This is a genomic window from Kitasatospora sp. NPDC004240, from assembly GCF_053603215.1.
In genome coordinates, this window is record NZ_JBSGFD010000138.1 from 1 (window position 1) to 24,130 (window position 24,130).

The 24,130-nt window shown below is 75.5% G+C and carries 19 protein-coding genes, 1 rRNA gene and 2 pseudogenes; 4 read left to right on the forward strand and 18 right to left on the reverse strand.

The genetic code is table 11. From position 1 onward, the window contains the following. Nucleotides 1–352 (reverse strand): annotated as a pseudogene (locus tag ACWEQL_RS29635) (hypothetical protein); the annotation flags it as partial. 533 nt (nucleotides 353–885) lie between these two features. Here ACWEQL_RS29635 and ACWEQL_RS29640 point away from each other — a divergent pair. Continuing rightward, a complete protein-coding gene (locus ACWEQL_RS29640) occupies nucleotides 886–2,877 on the forward strand; it encodes a glycoside hydrolase family 15 protein (protein ID WP_452153412.1) in 1,992 nt (663 codons plus the stop codon). A 97-nt stretch (nucleotides 2,878–2,974) separates the two neighbouring features. On the opposite strand, the gene ACWEQL_RS29645 is transcribed toward ACWEQL_RS29640, so the two are convergent. The 8 genes from ACWEQL_RS29645 to yczE form a co-directional block, all read right to left on the reverse strand. Next, nucleotides 2,975–4,159, reverse strand: a complete 1,185-nt coding sequence (locus tag ACWEQL_RS29645; RefSeq protein WP_452153426.1) for an MFS transporter — start codon at nucleotides 4,157–4,159, stop codon at nucleotides 2,975–2,977. 105 nt (nucleotides 4,160–4,264) lie between these two features. After that, complete coding sequence (locus ACWEQL_RS29650; protein WP_452153413.1) at nucleotides 4,265–4,771, reverse strand: GNAT family N-acetyltransferase; 507 nt, start codon at nucleotides 4,769–4,771, stop codon at nucleotides 4,265–4,267. Further along, nucleotides 4,772–5,989, reverse strand: coding sequence for a type III PLP-dependent enzyme (locus tag ACWEQL_RS29655; protein ID WP_452153427.1), 1,218 nt, complete (start codon nucleotides 5,987–5,989; stop codon nucleotides 4,772–4,774). Nucleotides 5,990–6,078: 89 nt separating this feature from the next. Then, on the reverse strand, nucleotides 6,079–7,395 hold the full coding sequence (locus ACWEQL_RS29660) for a DUF6271 family protein (protein WP_452153414.1): 1,317 nt from the start codon (nucleotides 7,393–7,395) through the stop codon (nucleotides 6,079–6,081). After that, a complete protein-coding gene (locus tag ACWEQL_RS29665; RefSeq protein ID WP_452153415.1) occupies nucleotides 7,388–8,497 on the reverse strand; it encodes a YbiU family protein in 1,110 nt (369 codons plus the stop codon). Before ACWEQL_RS29665 ends, ACWEQL_RS29660 begins: the two co-directional genes overlap by 8 nt. A gap of 520 nt (nucleotides 8,498–9,017) precedes the next feature. After that, nucleotides 9,018–10,196: a glycosyltransferase family 4 protein gene (locus ACWEQL_RS29670; RefSeq protein WP_452153416.1), complete on the reverse strand. Its 1,179-nt coding sequence runs from the start codon at nucleotides 10,194–10,196 to the stop codon at nucleotides 9,018–9,020. Between the two features lie 201 nt (nucleotides 10,197–10,397). Beyond that, nucleotides 10,398–12,131: a DNA repair protein RecN gene (gene recN / locus ACWEQL_RS29675; RefSeq protein ID WP_452153428.1), complete on the reverse strand. Its 1,734-nt coding sequence runs from the start codon at nucleotides 12,129–12,131 to the stop codon at nucleotides 10,398–10,400. A gap of 75 nt (nucleotides 12,132–12,206) precedes the next feature. Next, nucleotides 12,207–12,974 (reverse strand): membrane protein YczE, encoded by a 768-nt coding sequence (gene yczE / locus ACWEQL_RS29680; RefSeq protein WP_452153417.1) that lies wholly within the window; start codon nucleotides 12,972–12,974, stop codon nucleotides 12,207–12,209. 144 nt (nucleotides 12,975–13,118) lie between these two features. On the opposite strand from yczE, the gene yczR reads away from it, so the two are divergent. Further along, the gene (yczR, locus tag ACWEQL_RS29685) at nucleotides 13,119–14,630 is read left to right on the forward strand and encodes a MocR-like transcription factor YczR (protein ID WP_452153418.1); all 1,512 of its coding nucleotides are present in this window, start codon (nucleotides 13,119–13,121) and stop codon (nucleotides 14,628–14,630) included. Between the two features lie 89 nt (nucleotides 14,631–14,719). Here yczR and ACWEQL_RS29690 read toward each other — a convergent pair whose 3' ends face one another. The 4 genes from ACWEQL_RS29690 to ACWEQL_RS29705 all read right to left on the reverse strand — a co-directional run bounded on the left by ACWEQL_RS29690 (nucleotide 14,720) and on the right by ACWEQL_RS29705 (nucleotide 17,707). Continuing rightward, nucleotides 14,720–15,622 (reverse strand): NAD kinase, encoded by a 903-nt coding sequence (locus ACWEQL_RS29690; protein WP_452153419.1) that lies wholly within the window; start codon nucleotides 15,620–15,622, stop codon nucleotides 14,720–14,722. A gap of 90 nt (nucleotides 15,623–15,712) precedes the next feature. Then, on the reverse strand, nucleotides 15,713–16,519 hold the full coding sequence (locus tag ACWEQL_RS29695; RefSeq protein WP_452153429.1) for a TlyA family RNA methyltransferase: 807 nt from the start codon (nucleotides 16,517–16,519) through the stop codon (nucleotides 15,713–15,715). Between the two features lie 107 nt (nucleotides 16,520–16,626). Continuing rightward, nucleotides 16,627–16,818: a hypothetical protein gene (locus ACWEQL_RS29700; RefSeq protein ID WP_452153420.1), complete on the reverse strand. Its 192-nt coding sequence runs from the start codon at nucleotides 16,816–16,818 to the stop codon at nucleotides 16,627–16,629. Then, the gene (locus ACWEQL_RS29705) at nucleotides 16,811–17,707 is read right to left on the reverse strand and encodes a hypothetical protein (RefSeq protein ID WP_452153421.1); all 897 of its coding nucleotides are present in this window, start codon (nucleotides 17,705–17,707) and stop codon (nucleotides 16,811–16,813) included. The genes ACWEQL_RS29700 and ACWEQL_RS29705 overlap by 8 nt, the downstream gene beginning before the upstream one ends. A gap of 169 nt (nucleotides 17,708–17,876) precedes the next feature. Between ACWEQL_RS29705 and ACWEQL_RS29710 the strand changes: the two genes are divergently transcribed. Next, nucleotides 17,877–18,224, forward strand: a complete 348-nt coding sequence (locus ACWEQL_RS29710; protein ID WP_452153422.1) for a sterol-binding protein — start codon at nucleotides 17,877–17,879, stop codon at nucleotides 18,222–18,224. A 51-nt stretch (nucleotides 18,225–18,275) separates the two neighbouring features. Here ACWEQL_RS29710 and ACWEQL_RS29715 read toward each other — a convergent pair whose 3' ends face one another. Together ACWEQL_RS29715 and ACWEQL_RS29720 are read right to left on the reverse strand one after the other, a co-directional pair. Next, nucleotides 18,276–19,355, reverse strand: a complete 1,080-nt coding sequence (locus ACWEQL_RS29715; protein ID WP_452153423.1) for an HAD-IIA family hydrolase — start codon at nucleotides 19,353–19,355, stop codon at nucleotides 18,276–18,278. Then, complete coding sequence (locus ACWEQL_RS29720; protein WP_452153424.1) at nucleotides 19,355–19,915, reverse strand: tetratricopeptide repeat protein; 561 nt, start codon at nucleotides 19,913–19,915, stop codon at nucleotides 19,355–19,357. Before ACWEQL_RS29720 ends, ACWEQL_RS29715 begins: the two co-directional genes overlap by 1 nt. A 94-nt stretch (nucleotides 19,916–20,009) precedes the next feature. Here ACWEQL_RS29720 and ACWEQL_RS29725 point away from each other — a divergent pair, with 94 nt between their 5' ends. Continuing rightward, a complete protein-coding gene (locus ACWEQL_RS29725) occupies nucleotides 20,010–21,383 on the forward strand; it encodes a DUF1015 family protein (RefSeq protein WP_452153425.1) in 1,374 nt (457 codons plus the stop codon). Between the two features lie 141 nt (nucleotides 21,384–21,524). Here the strand turns inward: ACWEQL_RS29725 and ACWEQL_RS29730 are convergent, their stop codons facing one another. The 3 genes and pseudogenes from ACWEQL_RS29730 to rrf all read right to left on the reverse strand — a co-directional run. After that, the gene (locus ACWEQL_RS29730; RefSeq protein WP_452153430.1) at nucleotides 21,525–22,361 is read right to left on the reverse strand and encodes a tetratricopeptide repeat protein; all 837 of its coding nucleotides are present in this window, start codon (nucleotides 22,359–22,361) and stop codon (nucleotides 21,525–21,527) included. Nucleotides 22,362–22,739: 378 nt separating this feature from the next. After that, a pseudogene (locus tag ACWEQL_RS29735) lies at nucleotides 22,740–23,771 on the reverse strand (hypothetical protein); the annotation flags it as partial. A 267-nt stretch (nucleotides 23,772–24,038) separates the two neighbouring features. After that, nucleotides 24,039–24,130 (reverse strand): 5S ribosomal RNA (gene rrf, locus ACWEQL_RS29740); the annotation flags it as partial.

The following is a 24,130-nucleotide window of genomic DNA, read 5'->3' on the forward strand; positions in this document are numbered from 1 at the left end:
GCAGACCACGGGCCTTCAACAGCGCGCCGAGGCTGGAGGCGGTGAGGCCCTTGCCGAGCGAAGAGGCGACACCCCCGGTGACGAAGAGGTGCTTGGTCGTCACGGCGCGGCCGTTCGCTGCCTTGCCGGAATGGGGCTGTGCCAAGAGGGGGCTCCCGTGGGTCGCGTGTCGAAGGTGACGTGGGCGGGAAGCTCGCGGCTCGCCTGGCGACGGGGAGCGCGGTGCGGCGCTCGCGGGGTCGTCGGTTCGGCTGGTCCGGGGCGTTTGATCCCACCGGTCCACGGGATACCAGGGTAACAGTGACCCGACGGGGGCGCGTTCCGGGACGCCGTCGGCACCCCGGGTCCACACGCCCGTCACACGACCGGCGCACCTCCCGGCGCACTCGTCACAGGAGCCTCACCACCCCCCGTGGTGGGCCACCCGGGCCCCGCACGTCCGGGCCATCCCCAGGCCGCCGCGCCTGCTCCGTACGGGCCATCCGGAGCTGATCCCTCCGGGTCATGTTGGCGGGCACTCTCGCGAACCACGGCATTTTCCCCGAATTGTGGGCCCGCCCCGAGCGGCGTCCGCGTGCTTCGCCCCTTTCGTCCGTCGTAAGCTGCACGGACGCATCGCCGACAGATTGAGCACGCGGAGGGCGTGGGAGGGTCAGGCGTCTCCCGGTCCCCGATGCGCGACCGGACCTCCCCGTCACCAGCTCCTCCTCGCCCACTCCAGGGGCTCACCCCAGCCCCGCGGACACCCCGGCACTTGCCCGCCACCACCCCGGCGGCCCGGAGCGTCCGGGGGTGGCACGACCCCCGGGACGTCCCGGCCCCGCCGACCGCTCGCTCACCCGGGTCACCGGTGCGTCGTGACCGCATTGCGAACTTGGAGATCACGTGGCCGGCCGTATCGAGGACTACGCACTCATCGGGGACATGCAGACCGCCGCCCTCGTCAGCAGGGACGGGGCGGTCGACTGGCTGTGCCTGCCCCGGTTCGACTCACCGGCCGTCTTCGCCGGACTGCTGGGCACCGACGAACACGGCTTCTGGCGGATCGGCCCCGCCGAGGCGGTCGCCGCCGAACAGCCCGCGCCGGCCCCCGCCGCACCCGTCCGACCGGGCCGCCTCACCGACACCGGAGACCTCCGCGTCCCGCCGCCCACCGCGGCCGCGCCGGCCGTGCCCGCCGACCGGCGCCGCTACCGGGGCGACTCGCTGATCCTGGAGCAGGAGTGGGACTGCCGGGACGGCAGCGTCCGGGTGATCGACTTCATGCCGCCCCGCCCGCTGGCCGGCAAGGACGCCGTGCCGCAGATGATCCGCATCGTCGAGGGCCTGACCGGCACCGTCCGGATGCGCTCCGCGCTGCGGATGCGGTTCAGCTACGGCCGCGTGGTGCCCTGGGTGCACCGCGTCGAGCAGCCCGACGGCGGCCACCGCACGGTCGCCGTGGCCGGCCCCGACTCGGTCTGGCTGGACGGCGAGGCCGAGACGTACGGGCGCGACCTCACCACGTACGCCGACTTCACCGTCGCCGCCGGCGAGCGGATCGCCTTCGCCCTCACCTGGCAGGCCTCCCACCTGGAGGCCCCCACCGTGCCCGACGCCGAGGCCATGCTCGACGCGACCGCCGACTTCTGGCACGACTGGGCCGGCCAGTGCACGTACCAGGGCCCCTACCGCGAGGCCGTGATCCGCTCGCTGATCACCCTCAAGGGCCTCACCTACGCCCCCACCGGCGGCATCGTCGCCGCCCCCACCACCTCGCTGCCCGAGGACATCGGCGGCGAGCGCAACTGGGACTACCGCTACACCTGGCTGCGCGACGCCGCGATCACCCTCTCCTCGCTGCTGCGCACCGGCTACCGCGACGAGGCCCGCGCCTGGCGCGAGTGGCTGCTGCGCGCCGTCGCCGGCGACCCCGAGAACCTGCAGATCATGTACGGCATCGCCGGCGAGCGCGAGCTCACCGAGTCCTCGCTCGACTGGCTGCCCGGCTACGAGGGCTCCCAGCCCGTCCGGGTCGGCAACGGCGCCGCCGGCCAGCTCCAGCTGGACGTCTACGGCGAGGTGGTCGAGGCGCTGCACCTGGCCCACATGACCGGTCTGGTCCGCAACGACCACGCCCACCACCTCCAGCTGCGCCTGATCGAGTACCTGGAGGACCACTGGCAGGAGCCGGACGAGGGCATCTGGGAGGTCCGCGGCCCGCGCCGGCACTTCGTCCACTCCAAGGTGATGGCCTGGGTCGCCGTCGACCGGACCATCAAGCTGCTGGAGCAGACCCCCGAGGACGCGCCCTCCGACGGCCACCTGGAGCGCTGGCGCGAGCTGCGCGACACCATCCACCGGGACGTCTGCGAGAAGGGCTACGACCCCGAGCGCAACACCTTCACCCAGTACTACGGCGGCAAGGAGCTCGACGCCTCACTGCTGCTCATCCCCCAGGTGGGCTTCCTGCCGCCGGACGACAAGCGGGTGATCGGCACCATCGAGGCCATCCAGCGCGAGCTCGCCACCGAGGACGGCTTCGTGCTGCGCTACCCCACCCACGACGAGTCCGGGAGCAACGTGGACGGGCTCTCCGGCCACGAGGGCGCCTTCCTCGCCTGCTCCTTCTGGCTCGCCGACGACCTCGCCATGATCGGCCGGGTCCAGGAGGCCCGCGAGCTGTTCGACAAGCTGCTGTCCCTGCGCAACGACATCGGCCTGCTCGCCGAGGAGTGGGACCCGCGCGAGAAGCGCCAGGTCGGCAACTTCCCGCAGGCCTTCAGCCACGTCCCGCTGATCGACACCGCGCTGCGGCTCACCGCCTGCGGCGGGGCCTACCTGTCCGCCCAGCCGGACGGGCACGCCGCCGACCGCACCGAGCAGGCCACCGTCTGACCTGAGGACGCGCACCGCGCCCCCGCCGATCGTCGTCGGCGGGGGCGCGGTGCGTCACGGCGCTCGGAGCGCGGCGGCGCCAGGGGCGCCCGGGCTCTCAGGCGCTCGCACCGCCCAGGGCGGCGAAGCGGATCCGGGTGGCGCAGAGCGAGACCAGCAGCGCGGAGGCGGCCACCGCGGCCATGCCCCACACCAGTCCGCTGCCGTGCGCGATGAAGCCGATCACCGCCGGGCCGGCCAGCAGGCCGACCGTCCCCATCGAGGCGACCAGGGAGAGCGCGTCCGAGCCCTGCCCGGCCGCCGCCACGTAGACGCACGGGGTCACCGCCGCCACGCCCAGCCCGACGCAGGCGAACCCGACCAGGGTCGGCACCACCCCGCCGGCCAGCAGCGCCAGCGCCAGACCGCCCCCGGCCAGCGCGCTGCCGGCCCGCACGATCAGGGCGTCGCCCCAGCGGCTGCGCCAGCCGTCGGCGAAGATCCGGGCCAGCACCATCATCCCGGCGACCACCGCGATCCCCATCGGCGCCAGCTCCTCGGACGCCTTGACGACGTCCTTGAGGTAGAGCGCCGACCAGTCGTTCATGGCGCCCTCGGTGACGGTGCCGAAGGCCATCGCCAGCCCCATCCACAGGGTCGCCCGGGCGGGCAGCACCAGCCGGCGCCGCCCCTTGCGCTCCTCGGCGGCCACCGGCTCCGCGGCCGGCTGCTCCTCCGTCAGCAGCCCCGGGCGGGCCAGCACGACCAGCACGAGGAGCAGCGCGGCGGCCACCCCGAAGTGCGCGAGCAGGCCGGGGGTCAGCGTGTTCATCCCGGAGGCCAGCAGCGCGGCCAGCAGCGCGCCGGCGCTGAAGGTCGCGTGGAAGCGTGCCATCGCCGTCCGCTCGTACCGGGCCTCCAGCGCCGCGCCCTGGGCGTTCATCGCCACGTTGAGGCAGCCGACCGCCAGCCCGTCCAGACAGACCACCACCAGTGCCACCGGGTAGTTCGGCACCACGGCGAGCGCGAGCAGCACCCCCGCCAGGCAGAGCGCGGACAGCTCGGACAGCCGTCGCGAGCCCAGCCGCCGCATCAGTACCGCCACCAGGGGGAACGACGCCGCCGCCCCCGCGCCGCAGGCCATCAGCAGCAGCCCGAGGTCCGCCTCGTCCAGCCCCAGCTCCGACTTGAGCATGGGCAGCCGGGACACCCAGGTGCCGTACTGGAACCCGAGGAAGAGGAACAACCCCGAGATCGCCACCTGGGCCCGGCGGAACCCGTCACGCACGCCGAACACTTCCATCACCCAACTTCCATTCTCAACGCCTCGCGGCGCGGTCCGTTCACAGCGCCGTCGCACGGCCTCGTCGCCCGGCGTCGTCCCGCGGCGCCGACTCACAGCGCCCTCTCACAGCGCCGTCGACATGTAGACCGCGCGCCGGCCGTAGCTCGCCGGCAGCGCGACCTCCGGGAGGGCCCGGTAGCCCAGCCGGGACCACAGGACGTCGCTGCCGCCCACGGCCACCAGGGACATCCGGGTGAAGCCCCGCTCCCGCGCGGTGTCCGCGAGCCGTCCCATCAGCCGCGCCGCCAGGCCCCGGCCGCGCAGTTCCTCGGCGATCACCAGGTCGTGGGCGTGCAGGTTGTCCGGCGGGCCGTCCGGCGCGGGGCCGTCCGGCTCCGGCCGGCCGAGGTCCGGGCAGCGCAGCGGCGGGTACGGCAGCGCCAGCAGGTAGCCGCCGAGCCGCCCGTCGTGCTCCAGCGCGTAGCAGGTGCCGGGCGAGCGGCGGCCCAGGGCCTCCAGCGCCGCCCGTCCCTCCGACAGCCCGAGCGGGGTGTACGCGGCGGCCTCCAGCCGCGCCACCTGCGTCCAGTCGCCGTCCGCGAGCGGCCGGATCGGGAACGTGCCGCCCATCTACGCCGTCCCTCCCCCGGCCGGGCCGCCGGCGCCGCGCACGCAGCTGACCGGCAGCGGGTCGAAGCCGTTGAACCCCTGGGTCGTGTAGCCCACCGCGTACGCGCCGCAGGAGTGGATCCACACCGGGTCCCCCGAGGCCAGGCCCGCCGGCACGTCGACCCGCCCGCCGTCCTCGTGGGCGTACGCGTCGTCGCTGTCGCAGGTGGGGCCGGCGACCACGGCCGGCACCGGACGGGCGCCGGGGTGGGTCGGGAACTCCAGCCGGTAGCGCAGCTCGTCCATCTCGTACAGGCCGTTGAACTTCCCGCAGCTCAGGTACAGCCAGGCGTCGCGCTCGCCGTCCAACTGCTCGCGGGTGGACAGCCGGGACACGTGCGCCCGGATCGCGCCGTGGTCGGCGATCAGGTGCCGGCCCGGCTCCATGAGGAACTCCAGTGGCCCGTCGGCGAGTTCACGCAGCCGCTGGACGCCCTCCCGGATCACCGCGAACATCTTGTCCAGCGGCGGGTCCAGCGGCCGGCCGCGCCGGTCGAGGCAGCCCAGCGCGGGCAGTCCGCCGCCGAGGTTGACGTGGTCGAGGCGGATCCCGCGCCCGTTCAGCGCCTCGACCACCTCGCCGAGCCGTTCGAAGGCCTCCCGCCAGGCCCCGGCCGTCATCTGCTGCGAGCCCACGTGGACCGACAGCCCCGCCGGGGTCAGTCCGGCCGCCCGGGCCGCCTCCAGGACGAGCAGCGCGTCGGCGGCCGAGCAACCGAACTTGCGGCTCAGCCCCCACAGCGCGCCCTCCCCGCTGGTCGCCAGCCGGCAGAACACCCGGGCGCCGGGGGCGTGCACGGCGATCGCCGCGACGTCCTCCAGACTGTCGGTCGCGAAGTCCCGCACCCCCAGCCGGTACGCCTCGGCGATGTTCCGGTCGGACTTGATGGTGTTGCCGTAGTGGATCCGGCCGGCGGGCACACCGGTGCGCAGCGCCTGGGTGATCTCCTGCGGGCCGGCCGCGTCGAAGCCCGCGCCGAGGGCGGCCAGGCAGGCGAGCACCTCGTCCACCGGGCAGGCCTTCATCGCGAAGCGGACGTCCACCCCGGGCAGTTCGCGCACCAGGGCGGCGTACTGCGCCTCGATCCCGTCCAGGTCGAGGATCAGCCGGTCCTCGGTGGCGGCCGCCAGCGCGGCACGCAGGCCCGCACCGTCGTACCGCCCCGCCTCGTGCCGCATGCGGTCGTACCGCGTGCCGTCGTGCGGCGCGTCGTCGTACCGCGTGCCGCCGTGCCGTGCGTCGTCGTCGTACATCCCCGGGCTCCCGGCTACCGGGCCGCCGACCGGTCGAGGCCGGTCGCCCTGCTCGCCCACACCAGCGGGCCCCACACCTCGATCAGCAGCGCGAAGTCCTCGATGTCGGCCTGCGCCTCGTCGAGCAGCCGCCCGCGCGACGGCAGCAGGTGATCGGCGAACTCGGCGTACTTCCCGCCGAGTTTGCGGTACGCGACGTCCAGCACGTCCAGCCGCCGGATGTTCTCCTCCCGGTCGGTCCCGGCGCTGCGCCCGGCCAGCTCGGCGATCACGTCGGCGCGCACCCGGTGCTGCTCGTCGAGCAGCACCGCGCCGGCGTCCTCCATCGCGAAGTAGACCGGGTAGAGGTAGAGCATCGACAGCAGGAACTTGGTGAACCGCAGCTGGTACGCGGTGAACCCGGCCCCGGTGCGCCGCTCGGGGGTGTAGAAGTTCACGATGTTGCGGTTGTGCACCACCCCGGGCAGGGTCGCGTCGCGGACCAGGTGCAGCAGGAAGTAGTCGCTGCCGATGGTCGCGGTCGCCGGCGGCAGCGGCACCCGCTCGTACACCTCGTGGTCGAGGGCGATGTTGCACATGTCCACCCGCCAGATGTCGGGCAGGTCGAGCACCGAGCGGTCCTCGGTGAACGGCTCGTCGCCGGCCCCCGTGAAGGAGTCCGCGACCAGCTCCCGCCGGCGCTCCTCGGACCACTGCGCCGGCGCCCAGAGGCCGACCACCTCCTCGTAGACGGCGGGGTCCAGCTCGCGGATCTCACCGATGTCCACCGACAGCTCGCCGACGAACGAACTGCCCACCAGCGCCACCGGCTTGTCACCGTGCGCCGGGTCCAGCAGGTCGTCGGTGACCTCGCCGGACAGCTCCGCCGCGCGCCGGCCCAGCGCCCGCAGCTCGTGGTGGACGGGGAACACCGGACGGCCGTCCAGCACCTGGTAGCCGCTGTCCGAGTCCCGCCGGTGCAGCGACTCGCAGCCGAGCGCGGCGGCCAGCAGGAACGCCCGGTTGGTGCAGGCGCCGTAGGAGACCGCGTCCGGGAGCATCAGGTCGAGCACGGTCGCGGGCTCGGCGATCCCGGCCCGGTGGATCACCCGGCGCAGGAACTCCCGCTGCCGCTCCTCGTCGAGGTGGTGCACCAGCACGCCCGGTACGGCCGGCAGTTCGGCGAGCGCGGCGGTGTGCCCGGCCCGGGTGGCCTGGTCGGCGGAGTCCAGCACCAGCAGGTGGACCTCGACGCCGAAGGTCCCGGCGGCGTACGCGGCCTCCTCGTGGACGGCCCGGATGGTGTCGGCGCAGGCCCGGTTGGTGGGCAGCGCCAGGCAGACCCTACGCATCGGCGCCGCCCGCCCGCCCGACGCCGCCCGGACCCTCGGCACCGGTCGGGCCCTCGATGCCGGCCGAAGCCCCGGCACCGCCCTGGCCGCCCCGCCAGGAGTCCAGCCCGAGCAGCTTGCGCCCCAGCTCGTTCAGGGTGGCCGGGCCGTAGCGCAGCGACTCGTGCCGGGTGGCGTCGCCGAGCAGGGTGCGGTTCCAGTCGGGCGTGGTGAGGTTCTGCCAGGAGTCGATCCGCGAGCGGCGCATCTGCGCGTGCTCCTCCAGCGCGGGCATCATCGACAGGTACTGGACCGAACGCACGCCCCGCTCGGAGACGTTGGGGGCGACGCCGTGCGCCAGCATGCCGTTCCAGATCAGCAGGTCACCGGCCTTCAGCTCGGGCCGCACCACCGGGAACTCGGCGCGGTCGACGGCGGGCCGGATCGGGTCGCGGTCGGCGGGCTGGTCGAGCCGCCAGCGCTCGAAGCGGTGGAACAGCTCGGGATCGCACTGGAAGCCGCCGTGGTCGGGCTCGGTGTCGTTGAGCGCGATGATGCCCTGGACCCGCTGCGGCAGCACGCCGAGCGTGCTGTCGACGTCCCAGTGCAGCTCGATGTCGAAGCCGGTCTCGGTGGGCTCGATCAGCGCGCGGTCGCGGTTGCGGACGTTCGGCGGGTTGAGGTTGAGCCGGTCGAGGGTGACCCACAGCTCCTCGCAGTCCCAGACGTCCACGAAAGCGTCGTAGACCCGCCGGGCCTGCCGGCTGTCCCAGATCAGCTGGTGCTGGTACGCCTCGACGAAGCCGTAGATGTGCAGGTGCTGGTCGAGCTCGGAGCGGTACTCGCGTTCCTCGTACCAGGTCTCCGGCCGGTCCGGGTGCAGGCCCTGGAACTCCCAGGCGAAGTCGAACAGCCGCTTGGCGGCCTCGGCCGGGACGGCCTCCCGGACCACCACGTAGCCGTAGTCCTGCCAGAACGCGAAGTCCTCCTCGGAGAGCACCCGCAGCGGACGCGACTTGTCGAGGTCGCGCAACGCGGTCCGGGCGAGGTAGGTCTCGCCGTCGGCGCTGAAGTAGGGCAGGTCCGAGGCGGCTCGATGCAGGTATCCGTCGGACGTGGGCATGCGATCACTCCAAGGCTTCGGCGGTGCGGTGGTGGAGGGAGGGGACCGGGCGCCGGCGGGGGAATCGGTCACGGGGCGGTCGGTCGGGGTGGGCGGACGGTCGAGTGGTCACCGCGAGGGGGTCGCGGGGGCAGTCCGGCCACGTCCCGGAGCAGGGCGGAGCTCGACCCGGCACCCGGTCACGGATCGTCAGGGGCCAGGGTCAACTCGCCCCGGCGGCAGGCCGGTTCATCGGCCCTGCGCGAAGTCGCGGCGGCTTCCCCGCCTGGTCCGGGGTGCCGAGAACCAAGTTGGACTAGACCAACTTCCGGCGTCAACCCCCACCCCGGGGTCTGCCCGATCGGGCAGACCCGGCTGCCCGTCCGGCCCTCCGCCCGTCCGAGCCTCCGCCCGATCGGCCCTCCGCGGCCGCCCGTACGAGCGGTGCCCCGGCGGCCGCGCCCGGGAACGACGAACGGCCGGTACCCGAACCACGGGTACCGGCCGCCTGCCCTTCGTACCGGGTCGGCCCCGGCCGCGATCAGCCCCGCTGCACCAGCTCGTCGTAGGTGGAGAGCACCTGCGCCACCGTCGCCGCCTCGTCAGGCCAGGTCTCCGCCTGCTGCCGGCCGGCCGCCGCCAGCCGGTCCCGGCGCGCCGGGTCGGCCAGCAGTTCCCGTACCGCGGCGCCCAGCGCCGCCGGATCGCCGGGCGGCACCAGCACGGCCGCGTCGCCGACCAGTTCGGGGATGCCGCCGACCGCGGTGGCGACCACCGGCACACCGGCCCGCATCGCCTCCTGGACCACCAGCGACCGGGCCTCCCACCGGCTGCTCAGCACCACCACGTCGGCGGCGGCCAGCAGGTCGGGCACGTCCGTGCGGTAGCCCAGCAGCTCGACGGGCAGCTGCTCGGCGGCCACCCGCTCGCGCAGCGCGCCGCCCTCCGGCCCGTCCCCGGCGATCGCCACCAGCGGGCGCGGGTCCGCCCCGGCGAGCTCCCGGGAGGCGTCCAGCAGCAGCCCGAAGGCCTTCTGCGGGACGAGCCGGCCGACCGCCAGCACCACCGGGCGGTCCGGTCCCCCGCCGAGCAGCGCGGTCCGGGCGGCCGCGCGGTCCAGCCGGCCCTCGGGCATCGGCGGCGCGGCCACCGGGCCGAGCCGGGCGTCGGTGGCGCCCAGCTCGCGGGCGCGCGCCACCAGGTCCGAGGAGGCGCCGAGCACCAGGTCGGCGGCCCGCGCCACCCGGCGCTCCATCAGCCGCTGGAGGCGGCGCTCCATGCCGGTGGCGAGCAGCGCGTGGTGCGAGGTGACCACCAGCGGGGTCTCCGGGCGCAGGCCCGGGAAGCGGCCGGCGGTGCGCAGCGCCAGGTCGGAGAGCAGGGCGGCCCGCAGGCCGTGCGCGTGCACCACGTCGGCGCCGGTGAAGGCCCGGCGCAGCTCGCCGATCGCGGTGGCGTCGCTGCGGGCGCCGGCGGTCGGGGTGATGTCGACCAGGTGGAACCTGGCGCCGGTGCGGGAGAAGCCGAACAGCGCGTCCGTACCGGCGGGCGCGCAGACCGTGACGGTCACTCCGTGCGCGACCAGGCCCTGTGCCAGGGAGCGCACGTGCGCGCCGATGCCGCCGGTGCTGGCGGCCAGGACGAGTACCACGTGCAGCTGCCCCGGTTCCGGGGCGGCCGCGGTGGCCCGGGCGGCGGAATGGTCCACGTCGTCTCGCATCCGACTCGATCAGGTACGCACGCCGCCGCGAGGGTTGCCCGCGAGCGGCGCTCGGGACTGGAAAGCCAGTGTCCGTCCGCCACCATGCCAGGTCGGCGGCCCTCTTGGACAGTCGGCGCCACCTGGGGCGCGTCGCGGGCCGTCCTTCGGGCCGCCGCCCGCCCCGGTGGCGGGCGGGCGGCGTGGGTTGGAAGACGGGCCCTACCGCTTGCGGGCGGCGCTGGCCGCCGCGAGGAGCTCCTCGGCGTGGGCGCGGCCCAGCTCGGAGTCCTCCAGGCCGGCCAGCATCCGGGAGAGCTCGCGCACCCGCTCCTCGTCGTCGAGCACCTTCACGCCGCTGCGGGTGACGGTGCCGTCGTTGGTCTTCTCCACCACCAGGTGCCGGTCGGCGAAGGCCGCCACCTGCGGGAGGTGGGTGACCACCACGACCTGGGCGCTCTCGGCGAGCTTGGCGAGCCGGCGGCCGATCTCCACCGCCGCCTTGCCGCCGACGCCCGCGTCCACCTCGTCGAAGAGGTACGTGGGCACCGGGTCGGCACCGGCGAAGACCACCTCGACGGCGAGCATCACCCGGGACAGCTCACCGCCCGAGGCGCCCTTGGCGATCGGCCGCGGCTGGGCGCCGGGGTGCGGGGCGAGCAGCACCTCCACCTCGTCCACGCCGTGCGGCCCGTACGCGACGGTGCGGCCGTCGAGTTCGATGCCGGACAGGTCGTCGACCCGGCTGATCGAGAAGGTCACCCGGGCGTGCGGCATGGCGAGCTCGGCGAGCTCCGCGGAGACCGCCTCGGCGAAGCGCCCGGCGGCGGCGTGCCGGGCCGCCGACACCTCGGCGGCCAGTTCGGCCAGCTCGGCACGGAGGGCGGTCTCCCGGGCGCCGAGCTCGTCGATCCGCTCGTCGTCCCCGTCCAGCTCGGCGAGCCGGGAGGCGCCGCTCTCGGCCCAGGAGAGGACCTCGGCGAGGGAGTTCTCCGGGCCGCCGTACTTGCGCAGCAGCTGGGCCAGCACGGCCCGGCGGTCCTCCACGGCGGCCAGGCGCACCGGGTCGGCGTCCAGGTCGTCGGCGTACCCGGCCAGGTCGCCGGCCACGTCGGCGAGCAGGTAGCCCACCTCGTTGAGCCGGTCGGCGAGCGCGGCGAGGCGCTCGTCGTGGTGGCGTACGGCGTCGAGGGCGCGCCGGGCCTGGGCCAGCAGGGTGCCGGCGTCCAGCGCCTCCGGGTCGGCGGGGTCGCCGGCCAGGGCGGCGTGGGCCAGGGTGGCGGCGGAGGAGAGCGCGTCGGCGTGGCCGAGCCGCTCGGCCTCGGCGCCGAGCTCGGCGTCCTCGCCGGCGACCGGCTCGGCGGCGGCGACCTCGTCCAGGCCGAAGCGCAGCAGGTCGGCCTCCTGGGCGCGCTCGCGGGCCCGGGTGGTCAGCTCCTCCAGGGTCGCGGAGACCTCGCGCAGCTGCCGGTAGACCTCGCGGTAGCGGGCCAGCGGCTCGGCGACCGTCGCGCCGGCGTACCGGTCCAGCGCGCCGCGCTGGCGGGCCGGGCGCAGCAGCCGCTGCTGGTCGGTCTGGCCGTGGACGGCGATCAGGTCCTCGCCGAGCTCGGCGAGCAGCCCGACCGGGACGGCCCGGCCGCCGACGTACGCCCGTGAGCGCCCCTCGGCGGAGACCGTCCGGCTGATCAGCAGCGCGCCGTCGTCCAGCTCCGCGCCCGCCTCGACGGCGCGGGCGGCCACCGGGGAGCCGGGGGGCAGCTCCAGGCGGCCCTCCACGACCGCGCGTCCGGAGCCGTGGCGCACCAACCCGGGGTCGGCCCGTCCGCCGAGCAGCAGGCCCAGGCTCGTCACCACCATGGTCTTGCCGGCGCCGGTCTCGCCGGTCACGGCGGTGAAGCCGGGGGCGAGCTCGACCACCGCGTCGTCGATGACGCCAAGATCCCGTATCCGCATCTCGTCCAACACGGAGACGACCTTACGAGGTTCCACCCCCGAAGCGCGACGAGCGGCAACCCCGCGCCCGCAGGTTCATCCCTTCCGGGAGGTTGACACCGAAAGGTCCCCCGGGTTCCCCGCCCCGGCGCCGCCGGGCGCTTCGGGCACGGTGCACCACCGCAGGAAGAACTGCGCCAGCGGACCGATCAGCAGCGCGTACGCGACCGTGCCGAGCCCGGCGCTGCCGCCGAGCAGCACGCCGGCCGCCAGCACGGTCAGCTCGATGCCGGTGCGGATCAACCGCAGCGAGCGGCCGGTGCGCCGGTGCAGGCCGGTCATCAGGCCGTCGCGCGGCCCGGGCCCCAGCCGGGCGCCGATGTAGAGGCCGGTGGCCAGCCCGTTGAGGACGATCGCGGCGGTCAGCAGGGCGAGCCGGGCGGGCAGCGTCCCGGGGCCGTCCACGAGGGCGAGGGTGAGGTCCATCGACACCCCGAGCACCAGCACGTTGGCCACCGTGCCGATGCCGGGCAGCTGGCGCAGCGGGATCCACAGCAGCAGCACCACGGCGCCGGCGATGGTCACCCAGGCGCCCACCGAGAGCCCGAGGGCCCGCTGCAGCCCCTGATGGAACACGTCCCAGGGGTCGAGGCCGAGCGAGGCCCGCATCATCAGCCCCATGCTGGCGCCGTACAGGACGAGGCCCACGGCGAGCTGCGGCAGGCGGCGGCCCAGCGCGTGGGTGTCGCCGACCAGCCGGACGGCGAGCGGCAGGCGCGCCGCGGCGGGCGCGGCTTCGGTACGGGCCGCGGGGGCGGCGGTCTCGGGGGCGGTGCGGACGGGTGGTGGGCTCGTGGTGGTCATCGGGTCTCCCTGCGCGGTGGTGCGGCTGCCTGCGGCCCGCGTCCGCCGCCCGTGGTCACTGGCGGCGGCAGGGCCGCCCTGCCATCATGGGGAGTCCAAAGCGACCCGATCCAGGGCCAATCCCGAGCAAGTGGACTGATCGCCATGGCCGACTGGCAGAGCACCGTCACCCCCGCCGCCCTCGCCCGGCTGCTCACCACCGCCCCGCTGCCCGAACCCGCCGGCACCCGCCGCCCCGCCTACCGCGCCCTGGCCTCGCAGATCCGCCTGCTGGTCTCCGAGGGCCGGCTGCCGGTCGGCGCCCGGCTGCCCGCCGAACGCGAACTGGCCCTCGCCCTGGCCCTCAGCCGCACCACCGTCGCCACCGCCTACGAGACCCTGCGCGCCGAGGGCTACCTGCACAGCCGCCGCGGCTCCGGCAGCTGGACCGCCCTGCCCGAGGGCGCCCCGCCGCCGAGCGACGCCCTGCACCCGGTGCCCCCGCACGAGCAGGGCCGCACCCTGGACCTGGGCGTCGCCGCGCTGCCCGCCCCGCAGCCGCACCTCGGCCGGGCCGCCGCCCGCGCCGTCGAACAGCTCCCCGCCTACGCCGCGGGCCACGGCCACTACCCCACCGGCCTGCCCGTGCTGCGCGAGGCGGTGGCCCGCCGCTTCGCCGAGCGCGGCCTGCCGACCACCCCCGACCAGATCCTGATCACCACCGGCGCGATGGGCGCCCTGCACCTGATCCGCCGCGCCCTGATCGGCCGCGGCGACCGGGTCGCCGTCGAGGCGCCCAGCTACGCGCACACCCTGCAGGCGCTGCGCCAGGGCGGCGCCCGCCTGGTGCCCGTCCCGTACCTCTGGCCGGACGGCCCCGCGCGGGCGCCGCGCTGGGACCTCGCCGAATGGGCCCGGGTGCTGCGCGGGGCCGCCCCCAGGGCCGCGTACGTCATCCCGGACTTCCACAACCCCACCGGCGCCCTGGTCTCCGAGGAGCAGCGCCGCGAGCTGCTCGCCGCCGCCCGCGCCGCCGGCACCCTGGTGATCGCCGACGAGACCACCGCCGAACTGGCCTGGGGCGTGCCCGACGGCACCCCGCTCCCCCGCCCCACCGCCGCCGTGGACCGTGCCGCCCAGGTCGTCACCGTCGGCTCCGCCAGCAAGCTGCTCTGGGGCGGCCTGCGCATCGGCTGGGTACGGGCGGCGCCCGCGCTGGTCCGCCGGCTGGCCGCCGACCGCGTCTACAGCGACGTCGCCACGCCCGTCCTCGACCAGCTGATCGCCGCCGAACTCCTCGGCGAGGACCTCCCCGCCGTCCGCGCCCACCAGCTGGACCGCCTGCGGGCCACCGCCGAGGTGCTGACCGCCGCGCTCCCCGAGCGGCTGCCCGACTGGCGCTTCGCCCCACCGCCCGGCGGGCTCTGCCTCTGGGTGGCCACCGGCGCGCTCTCCGGCGCGGCCCTCGCCCTGGCCGGCGAGCGCGGCGGCGTGCGGATCGCGGCCGGCAACCGCTTCGGCGTGGACGGCGCCTTCGAGCACTTCATCCGGATCCCGCTCACGGTGCCCGCGCCGGCCGTCCCCGCCGCCGTGGACCGGCTCGCCGCGGTCGCCGCCCGGGCGGCCGCCGGCACGGCCTGGCCGGGCGCCGACGACGCCCAGCCGCTCGCGGTCTGAGACCGGCCCCCAGCGGGTCGGACGGACGGTCAGCGGGTCGGACGAAGGGTCACTGGGTCGGACGAAGGGCCACTGGGTCGGGCGGACGGTCAGTGGGTGTCCGCCCGGCCGCGCCAGCCCGTCACCGGCAGCGCGAACTTGGCCACCAGCCGGTCGGTGAACGGCGCCCGGTGCAGCCGCGCCAGCCGGACCGGCGTCTGCCCCCGGCGCACCTCCACCCGGGCCCCGGCCGGGAGCTCCACCGAACGCCGCCCGTCGCACCAGAGCACCCCGTGCGGCGTCTTCGGCTGCACCTCCACCGCCAGCACCGAGTCCGGCGAGGTCACCAGCGGGCGGGCGAACAGCGCGTGCGCGGAGATCGGCACCATCAGCAGCGCCTCCACCTCCGGCCACACCACCGGCCCGCCGCCGGAGAACGCGTACGCGGTCGAGCCGGTCGGCGTCGCGCAGACCACCCCGTCGCAGCCGAAGTTGGACACCGGGCGGCCGTCCACCTCGGTGACCACCTCCAGCATCCGCTCCCGGGACGCCTTCTCGATCGACGCCTCGTTCAGCGCCCAGTCGTGGTGCACCACGTCGCCGTTGGTCCGGACGATCACGTCGAGGGTCATCCGCTCCTCGACCTCGTAGTCGGCGTCCACCACCCGCTCGACCACCACCGCCAGGTCGTCCCGCTCGGCCTCGGCGAGGAACCCCACCCGGCCCAGGTTGATGCCCAGCATCGGCAGCCCGTGCTCGCGCGCCAGCTCCGCCCCGCGCAGCAGCGTCCCGTCGCCGCCCGCGACCAGGATCAGCTCGCAGCCGTCCGCCGCGCCCGGCCCGCCGACCACCCGCTCGACGCCGTCCGGCAGATCCAGGTCCACCGCCTCGGCGGCCAGCAGCCGGATCCGGATCCCCGCCTTCAGCAGGCCGTGCACCAGACCCTCGACGCTGCGCAGCGCCGCCTCCCGGCCGGTGTGCGCGATCAGGAAGACCGTACGTTCTTCGCTCATGCCCGCTGCCCTCTCCCTACGCCTGCCGGGTCGTCCTCGGCCCGGTGCGCCCGCCGTTCAGCATGACGGACCGGACGTCCGCAGAGCACCCTATCTGGGGCCCTCGGCCACGGCCCGGTCCGCCTCGGCGGGGTCCAGCGGGCCGGCGTCGCGGCGCAGCCACAGGAAGTACTCGACGTTCCCGGACGGGCCGGGCAGCGGGCTCGCGGTGACCGCCCGCACGCCCAGGCCGTGCTCCCACGCCTGCCCGGCCACCCGGCGGATCATCTCGGCGCGCAGCTCCGGGCTGCGCACCACCCCTCCGCTGCCCAGGCGCTCCTTGCCGATCTCGAACTGCGGCTTGACCATCAGCACCAGGTCCGCGTCCGCGGCCGCGCAGCCGGCCAGCGCGGGCAGCACCAGGCCCAGCGAGATGAAGGAGAGGTCGCCGACCACCAGGTCGACCGGCGTCCCGCCGATCAGTTCCGTGGTCAGCTCGCGCACATTGGTGCGGTCCATCACGGTGACCCGCTCGTCGCTCTGCAGCGACCAGGCCAGCTGCCCGTAGCCGACGTCCACGGCCAGCACGTGCGCGGCGCCGGCCCGCAGCAGCACGTCCGTGAAGCCGCCGGTGGACGCGCCCGCGTCCAGCGCCCGGCGCCCCTCCACCACCAGGCCCTGCGGCACGAACGCGGCGAACGCCCCGGCCAGCTTGTGGCCGCCGCGGGAGACGTAGTCGGGGTCGTTCTCGTCCTTGGCCACCACGACCGCCGCCGAGGTCTCCACCTGGGTCGCCGGCTTGGTCGCGGTGGTGCCGCCGACGGTCACCCGCCCGGCCGTGATCAGCTCGGACGCGTGCTCCCGCGACCGGGCCAGCTTGCGGCGGACCAGCTCCGCGTCGAGTCGGCGTCGTGCCACTGCCACTGGTTTGTCTCTCCTGCTGAACGGTTCCTACGACGGCCCGGAGGGGCTCGTACGGGTCCTACGGGTGCGCGGCCGGGCGGACGGGGGTGCCCGGTCGGGCCCTACGCCTGGTCGAGCGCGGCCAGCGTGTCCGCGAGCCGCTGGTGAACATCTTCGTACACCCCGGGGTGCGCCTCGGTCGGCACCCCGTCCAGCGCCTCCAGCCGGGCCAGCCCGGCGTCCACGGCCGGGTGGCCGGTCGGGGTGAGCTCCACGCCGAGCGGCAGCGGACCGGCGGCCCCCGGCTCAGGCATCGGGCTTCTTGGTGGTGGTCGCCCGGCGCACGGTGGTCCGCTTGGTGGCGGTCCGCTTGGCGGGCGCCTCCTGCTCGGCGGCGGTCTTCCTGGCGGCCGTCCGCTTGGCGGTCGCGGTCTTCTTGACCGCGGTCTTCTTGGCGGGGGCCTTCCTCGCCGGGGTCTTCTTCGCGGCGGTCTTCCCGGTGGCCGCCTCCGTCCCGGTGGGCTCTGCCCCGGACTCCTCGGCCGGGGCCGCCTTCTTCGCCGCCGCCTTGCGCGCCGAGGCCTTGCGCTCCGCCGCCTTGCGCGCCGGGGCCTTCGGCTCGGGTGCCTCGGCGACGGACCCGGCCGCCGCCACCGGTCCGCCCGCCGCCACCGGCTCCGGCTCCGGCTCCGGCTCCGGCTCCACGATCAACGCGTCCGCCGGCTCGGCCGGTGGCCCGTCCACCACGACCCGCTCCGCGACGGTCGTCCCGGCGCCGGGCGCCCGATCCTCGCGCTCCCAGCCGTCCCCGAACAGCCCCTCGGCCCGGGGCGCCGGCCCCGCGCCCGCCGCCGCCGGCTGATGCTCGGCCTCCTCGCGCAGCTTGCTCTCCAGGTACGAGAGCACCACGCCGACCTTGGTCACCTGGTCGCCGACCTTCTCGAAGGCCTTCTCCACCTCGCTGCGCGCCACGCCGACCGCCAGGTCCACCCCGGCCCGGCCGGCCGTGACCGCCTCCTCCGCCAGCGTCTGCAGCTGCTTCGCGGACGGCGGGAACGGCCCGCCCAGCCGCCGCTCGACCTCCGTCAGGTCGATCCCGCCCCGCTCCAGCAGTTCGGCCGCCGTCCCGACGACCCGCTTGCCGGCCTCCTCCACCAGCTCGGCGGCGACCTCCACCAGTCCCCGCACCGTCTTCGGCAGCATCCGGGTGCCTCCTAAGCGCCTCAGCGCATCGCTCTGCATCGCTCCGTCGCCGTCGGGTGCCGGAGCCGGTCCGGGCACCCCATGACGACGCTACCGCCAAAACCCCGCTGCGGTACCGTGGCCCCGCAGTCCCGCCGCCGCCCGCCGTACGAGGAGTGGAGCCACCGCCATGGCCGACGCCGAGGAGTGCCGCGAGGCACTGGAGCAGCTCAGCCGCAACATGGCCGGGTCCACCGGCGACGTCCGCAAGGCCACCGCGCTCGACCGCGGGCTGACCTGCTTCCTCACCGACCTCGACCTGACCTTCTCCGGACGGCTGCGCGACGGCCGTATCCAGGACGTCGTGCAGACCCCCGGCGCCCCCGCCACCAAGGCCGACATCCGGCTCACCATGACCAGCGACGACCTGGTCGCCATGGTCGGCGGGCGGCTGAACTTCGCCTCCGCCTGGGCCGGCGGCCGGGTCCGCCTGGAGGCCGGCTTCCGCGACCTGCTCCGGCTGCGCGGCCTCCTCTGACCACCGCCTCCGACTGCCCCGCCTCCGGCCGGTCGTGTCGGACCGGGCCGGTCAGAACCCCAGCTCCGCCAGCGCCTTCCGCCCGTCCGCCGGCGTCCCGTCCGCGTCCAGCGCCGTCCACGCCGCCGCGCACAGCGCCCGCAGGCCGTCCCAGCGGTCCGCGCCGGCACCGGTCAGCCGCAGCACCCCGCCCTCGGCCCGGGCGACCCAGCCCCCGCAGCCGAACGCGCCGTCCGTGAGCTCCGTCACCTCCGGCTGGGCGGTCAGCAGTCCGCGCAGGTCCGCCGCCAGATAGGTCGGCCGGTGCCGCGCGGGCGCCGCCAGCACCTCGGCCGGCGTGGCGATCCCGGTGAACACCAGCAGGCTGTCCACCCCGCCGTTGAACGCGCCCTCGATGTCGGTGTCCAGCCGGTCCCCGACCACCAGCGGCCGCCGGGCGCCCGTCCGCAGCACGGTCTCGCGGTGCATCGGCGGCAGCGGCTTGCCCGCGACCTCCGGCTCCACCCCGGTCGCCGCCCGCACCGCCGCCACCAGCGAACCGTTGCCCGGCGCGATGCCGCGCGCGGTCGGCACCGTCAGGTCCGTGTTGGACGCCACCCACGGCAGCCCGCCGGCCACCGCGTACGAGGCCTCCGCCAGCTGCTGCCAGCCCACCGACGGGTCGAAGCCCTGCACCACCGCGACCGGCTCCTCGGCCAGCGTGCGGACGGCCACCAGGCCGCGCTCGGCGAGCGCCTCCTCCAGGCCCGCGCCGCCGACCACCAGCACCTTCGCCCCGGCCGGCAGCCGGTCGGCGAGCAGCCGGGCCGCCGCCTGGGCCGAGTTGATCACGTCCGCCGGCTCGGCCGGCACGCCGAGCTCGCTCAGGTGCCCGGCCACCACCCGGGGCGGGCGCGAGGCGTTGTTGGTCACGTACGCCAGGCGCATCCCGGCCGCCCGCGCCGCCGCCAGCGAGTCCACCGCGTGCTCGACGGCCGCCGGGCCCGCGTAGACCACGCCGTCCAGGTCCAGCAGCGCCGTGTCGTACGCCTCGGACAGCGGGCGGTCGCTGCCGCCCGGCACGGCACGCCGGACGGCCTGCGTGGTGGCGGTGGTGGAGGGGGCGGCGGTCTCGGCGGCCGTCTCGGTCATCAGCGGTCTTTCTCGTCGTCCGTCCCGCCCGGCACCTCGCCGGACGGCCCCGGGGGCTCCAGGTAGCCGGGCGCTCCCGGCAGCAGCGGGCCGAACGCCCCGGCCCGGGCCGCCAGCGTCGCCCGGCTCTGCCGCAGCGCCGCCCGGTAGTGGTCGGTCTGCGGCCGCATCGCCACGGCCAGCGCCAGGTGCTCGACGGACGTCTCGAAGTCGCCCAGCCGGGCCGCCGACACGCCCCACCCGAACTGAGCGTAGTCGTCCGACGGATCCGCCAGCGCGACGGCCCGGAAGTTCTCCAGCGCCGCCGCGTACGAACCCGTGTCGAACTGCGCCCTCGCCAGCGTCTCCCGGATGCTGCGCGACTGCGGCTCGGCCGCCGCCGCCCGGGCCAGCAGCTGCTCCGCCGCCGCCGGATGCCCCTGCGCCAGCAGCTTGCCGCCCCGGCGGAACCACTCGTACACGTCCCCGGACGGCTCCCCCGGCCGGCCCTGCCCGGGCACGCCCCCGTCGGCCCCCGCGCCGTCGGCCGGCCCGTCCACCCGTTCCTGTCCACCCGTCACGCCGTACCTCGCCCTCGGTCGTCGTCACCCGGGCCACCGCTCCGGCCGGGTGTTCCGATCTCTCAACAACGCGTACCCGGTTACGATGCCCAGAATGACCACACCCAGTGCAGAAAGCGGAGCGGAGTCTCCGCAGGGCGGCCCCGGCGATCCCGGCCACGTCGCCACCGCAGGTCTGTCCCTCTCCCCCTTCCGAGGCCTGCGCTACGTCCCCGACCGGGTCGGCACGCTGGCCGCGGTCACCTCGCCGCCGTACGACGTCGTCGACCCCGGCCGCCGGCTCGACCTGGAGACCGCCGACCCGCACAACGTGGTCCGGCTGATCCTGCCGCGCCCCGAGCCCGAGGACGCCGGCGACCGGCCCGACCGCGACACCCGGTACCGGCACGCCGCCCGGCTGCTGCGCGACTGGCAGCGCGAGGGCGTCCTCGCCCCCGACCCGACGCCCGCGCTCTACGTCTACGAGCAGCGCGTCCCGGCCGGCCCGGACGGCGGCGGCGAACTGCTCCAGCGCGGCCTGATCGGCGCCCTCGCCGTCAGCGGCCGGGAGGCCGGCGTGGTGCTGCCGCACGAGGACGTGATGCCGCGGCCGGTCGCCGACCGGGTCGGCCTGATGCGCACCACCCGGGCCAACCTCGAACCGCTGCTGCTCACCTACCGGGGCGACGGCGGTGCCTCCGGCGTGGTCGAACGGGCCGTCGCGGGCGAGCCGCTGCTGACCACGACCACCACCGACGGCACCCACCACCGGCTCTGGGCGGTCACCGACCCCGCCGAGATCGCCGAGGTCGGCCGGGACCTGGCCCGCTGCCGGGCGCTGATCGCCGACGGCCACCACCGGTGGGAGATGTACCTGCGCCTCCAGCGCGAGCACCGCCACCTGCCGCGCAGCCCCTGGGACCGCGGGCTGGTCCTGCTCGTCGACACCGCCCGCTATCCGCTGCGGGTGCGCGCCATCCACCGCGTCCTCTACCGGCTGCCGGTGGCCGAGGCGCTGGAGCGGCTCGGCGACCAGTGGCAGGTCAAGGAGGTCCCCGGCCCGCTGGAGACGGCTCTCCAGGCCCTCGGCGAGCAGAAGCGCCACGGCGGCACCGGCTTCGTCCTCACCGGCGGCGACGGCGTCCACTGGCTCATCAGCGAGCCCGACAAGGCCCTCGTGGACGCCACCGTCCCGCACGACCGGCCCGAGGAGTGGCGTCACCTGGACGCGACCGTCCTGCACGCCACCCTGCTCGACCACACCTGGCGCGTCCCCGACGGCCCGGACGACATCGGCTACCTGCACACCGCGGCCGCCGCCGAGCGCGAGGCCGCCCGCAGCGGGGGCACCGCCGTCCTGCTGCACCCGGTACGCGAGAGCGTGGTCCGCCGGCTCGCCGAGCAGGGTGTCACCATGCCGCGCAAGTCCACCTCCTTCGGCCCCAAGCCGGCCACCGGGCTGGTCCTGCGCAACCTCGAACTGGGCTGACCCGCCCGCCGCGCAGCACCGCCCGCCGCGGCGCCACCGGAACGCAGTGGGGCCCTGCCGCCCTCCGGGAATCTCCCGGGGTGCGGCAGGGCCCCACTCGGTCCTGCTACCTACCCGGCACCGGTGTTCCCGGCGCTGGCGTCAGCGCTGCTCGTCCCGCTTCTCGTCCTCGGCCCGCGCCGGCGCGACGCCGTCGAAGTCCTCGTCGATCTCCAGGTCGTCCTCGTCGTAGAACTCCTCGACGTCTTCCTCGTCCTCGAAGATCTCGCGCTCGTCCGGGACACCGCCGCCACGACGGGCCGCCGGCTCCTCGTCCTGCGCGGCCTCCTCCTCGGCGGCCTCCGGGTCCAGCGCGTCGACGAACTCCAGTCCGTCGATCTCGGCCAGCCGCTCCGAGGCGTTGGTGACGCCGTCGCTGTCCGCCTCGGCCGCCTTGGCGAACCACTCACGGGCCTCCTCGCCACGACCGGCCGCGATCAGCGCCTCGGCGTAGGCGTAGCGCAGACGGGCCGTCCACGGGTGCACCGAGCTGGACGCCAGCTCCGCGCTCTGCAGGGTCACCACGGCCGCGTCGAACTGCTCCATGTCGGTGCGGGCACCCGCGGCGACCAGGCGCATCTCGACCTGGCCGGCCTTGTCCAGCTGCTTCACCTCGGGCTCGCCGGCCATCGCCAGCGCCCGCTCCGGACGGCCCAGACCGCGCTCGCAGTCCGCCATCACCGGCCACAGGTCCGCACGCCCGGTCATCCGGCGGGCGGCCCGGAACTCGGTCAGCGCCTCCGAGTACCGCTGGGTCATGTACGAGGCGAAGCCGGCGGCCTCACGCACGGCCGCGACACGGGACGCCAGCCGCAGCGCGACGCGGGAGTACTGGTACGCCTCCTCCGGCTCGCTGTCCAGCATCCGGGCGACCATCACCAGGTTGCGGGCGACGTCGTCCGCGAGGGTCTTGGGCAGGCTCTTGAGCTCCTGGCGCACGTCCGCGTCCAGCTCGAAGCCGGTGACGTCCTCCGGGATCGGCAGACGCTTGACGGGCTCGTAGTTGCCGCGGCGGTCGTCCTGGTCCCGGCGGTCCCGGTCATCCCGGCGGTAGCCGCCACGGTCGTCCCGGTCGCGGCCGTAGCCACCGCCGCCACGGGGACGGTCATCGCGGTCGCGGCCGTAGCCGCCACCACGGGGACGGTCGTCCCGGTCACGGCCGTAGCCACCGCGCGGGCGGTCGTCGCGGTCGCGGTTGAAGCCGCCACCGGACGGGCGGTCGTCACGACGGAAGCCACCAGAGGGACGGTCGTCACGGTCACGGCCGTAGCCGCCGCGCGGGCGGTCGTCGCGGTCACGGTTGAAGCCACCACCGGACGGACGGTCATCACGACGGAAGCCACCCGAGGGACGGTCGTCACGGTCACGGTTGAAGCCGCCACCGGCGGGGCGGTCATCGCGACGGAAACCGCCCGAGGGACGGTCGTCACGGCGGAAGCCACCGCCGCCACCGGCGGGGCGGTCGTCGCGACGGAAGCCACCACGGTCGTCCCGGTCACGGTTGAAGCCGCCACCACGGGGACGGTCGTCGCGGTCACGGTTGAAGCCACCACCGGACGGACGGTCGTCACGACGGAAACCGCCCGAGGGACGGTCATCGCGGTCGCGGCCGTAGCCGCCGCCGCGCGGGCGGTCGTCGCGGTCGCGGTTGAAGCCACCACCGGACGGACGGTCATCACGACGGAAGCCACCCGAGGGACGGTCGTCCCGGTCGCGGCCGTAGCCGCCGCCGCGCGGGCGGTCGTCGCGGTCGCGGTTGAAGCCACCACCGGCGGGGCGGTCGTCGCGACGGAAGCCACCCGAGGGACGGTCGTCACGGTCACGGTTGAAGCCACCGCCGGACGGACGGTCATCGCGACGGAAACCGCCCGAGGGACGGTCGTCACGGCGGAAGCCACCGCCGCCACCGGCGGCGGGGCGGTCATCGCGACGGAAGCCGCCACGGTCATCCCGGTCACGGTTGAAGCCGCCGCCACGGGGACGGTCGTCGCGGTCACGGTTGAAGCCACCGCCGGACGGGCGGTCGTCACGACGGAAACCGCCACGGTCATCCCGGTCATCGCGACGGAAGCCACCCGAGGGACGGTCGTCACGGCGGAAGCCACCGCCGCCACCGGCGGCGGGGCGGTCATCGCGACGGAAGCCGCCACGGTCGTCGCGGTCACGGCCGTAGCCACCGCCGCCACGGGGACGGTCGTCACGGTCACGGTCGCGGTTGAAGCCACCGCCGGACGGACGGTCGTCACGACGGAAACCGCCACGGTCATCCCGACGGTCGTCCCGGCGCGGACCGCGGTCGTTGGACCAGCCCCCGCGAGACCGGGGCTCGTAGCCGCGGCCGTCGTCCGATCGACGCTCGGGACGGTCCTGGGGCTGGTTCGACATCCTGGTAACTCCTTCTGCTACTTCATCTCCGCCGCGTACCGGGCGACACCAACGCCCTCACGCGGTTCGATGCCGGCCTCGTGGCCTGGCACCATCTCCATTGTCCGGCATCCCGAGGAACCCCGCGTCCGGGCGGGAGAGACCTCACGTGTGCCGGCGGTGCGCACGTGCGCACATACACAAAAAGGCCGCGGCCCCAGCGAATCGCTGGGGCCGCGGCCTAGAAGAATTGTTCGGCGGCGTCCTACTCTCCCACAGGGTCCCCCCTGCAGTACCATCGGCGCTGTGAGGCTTAGCTTCCGGGTTCGGAATGTAACCGGGCG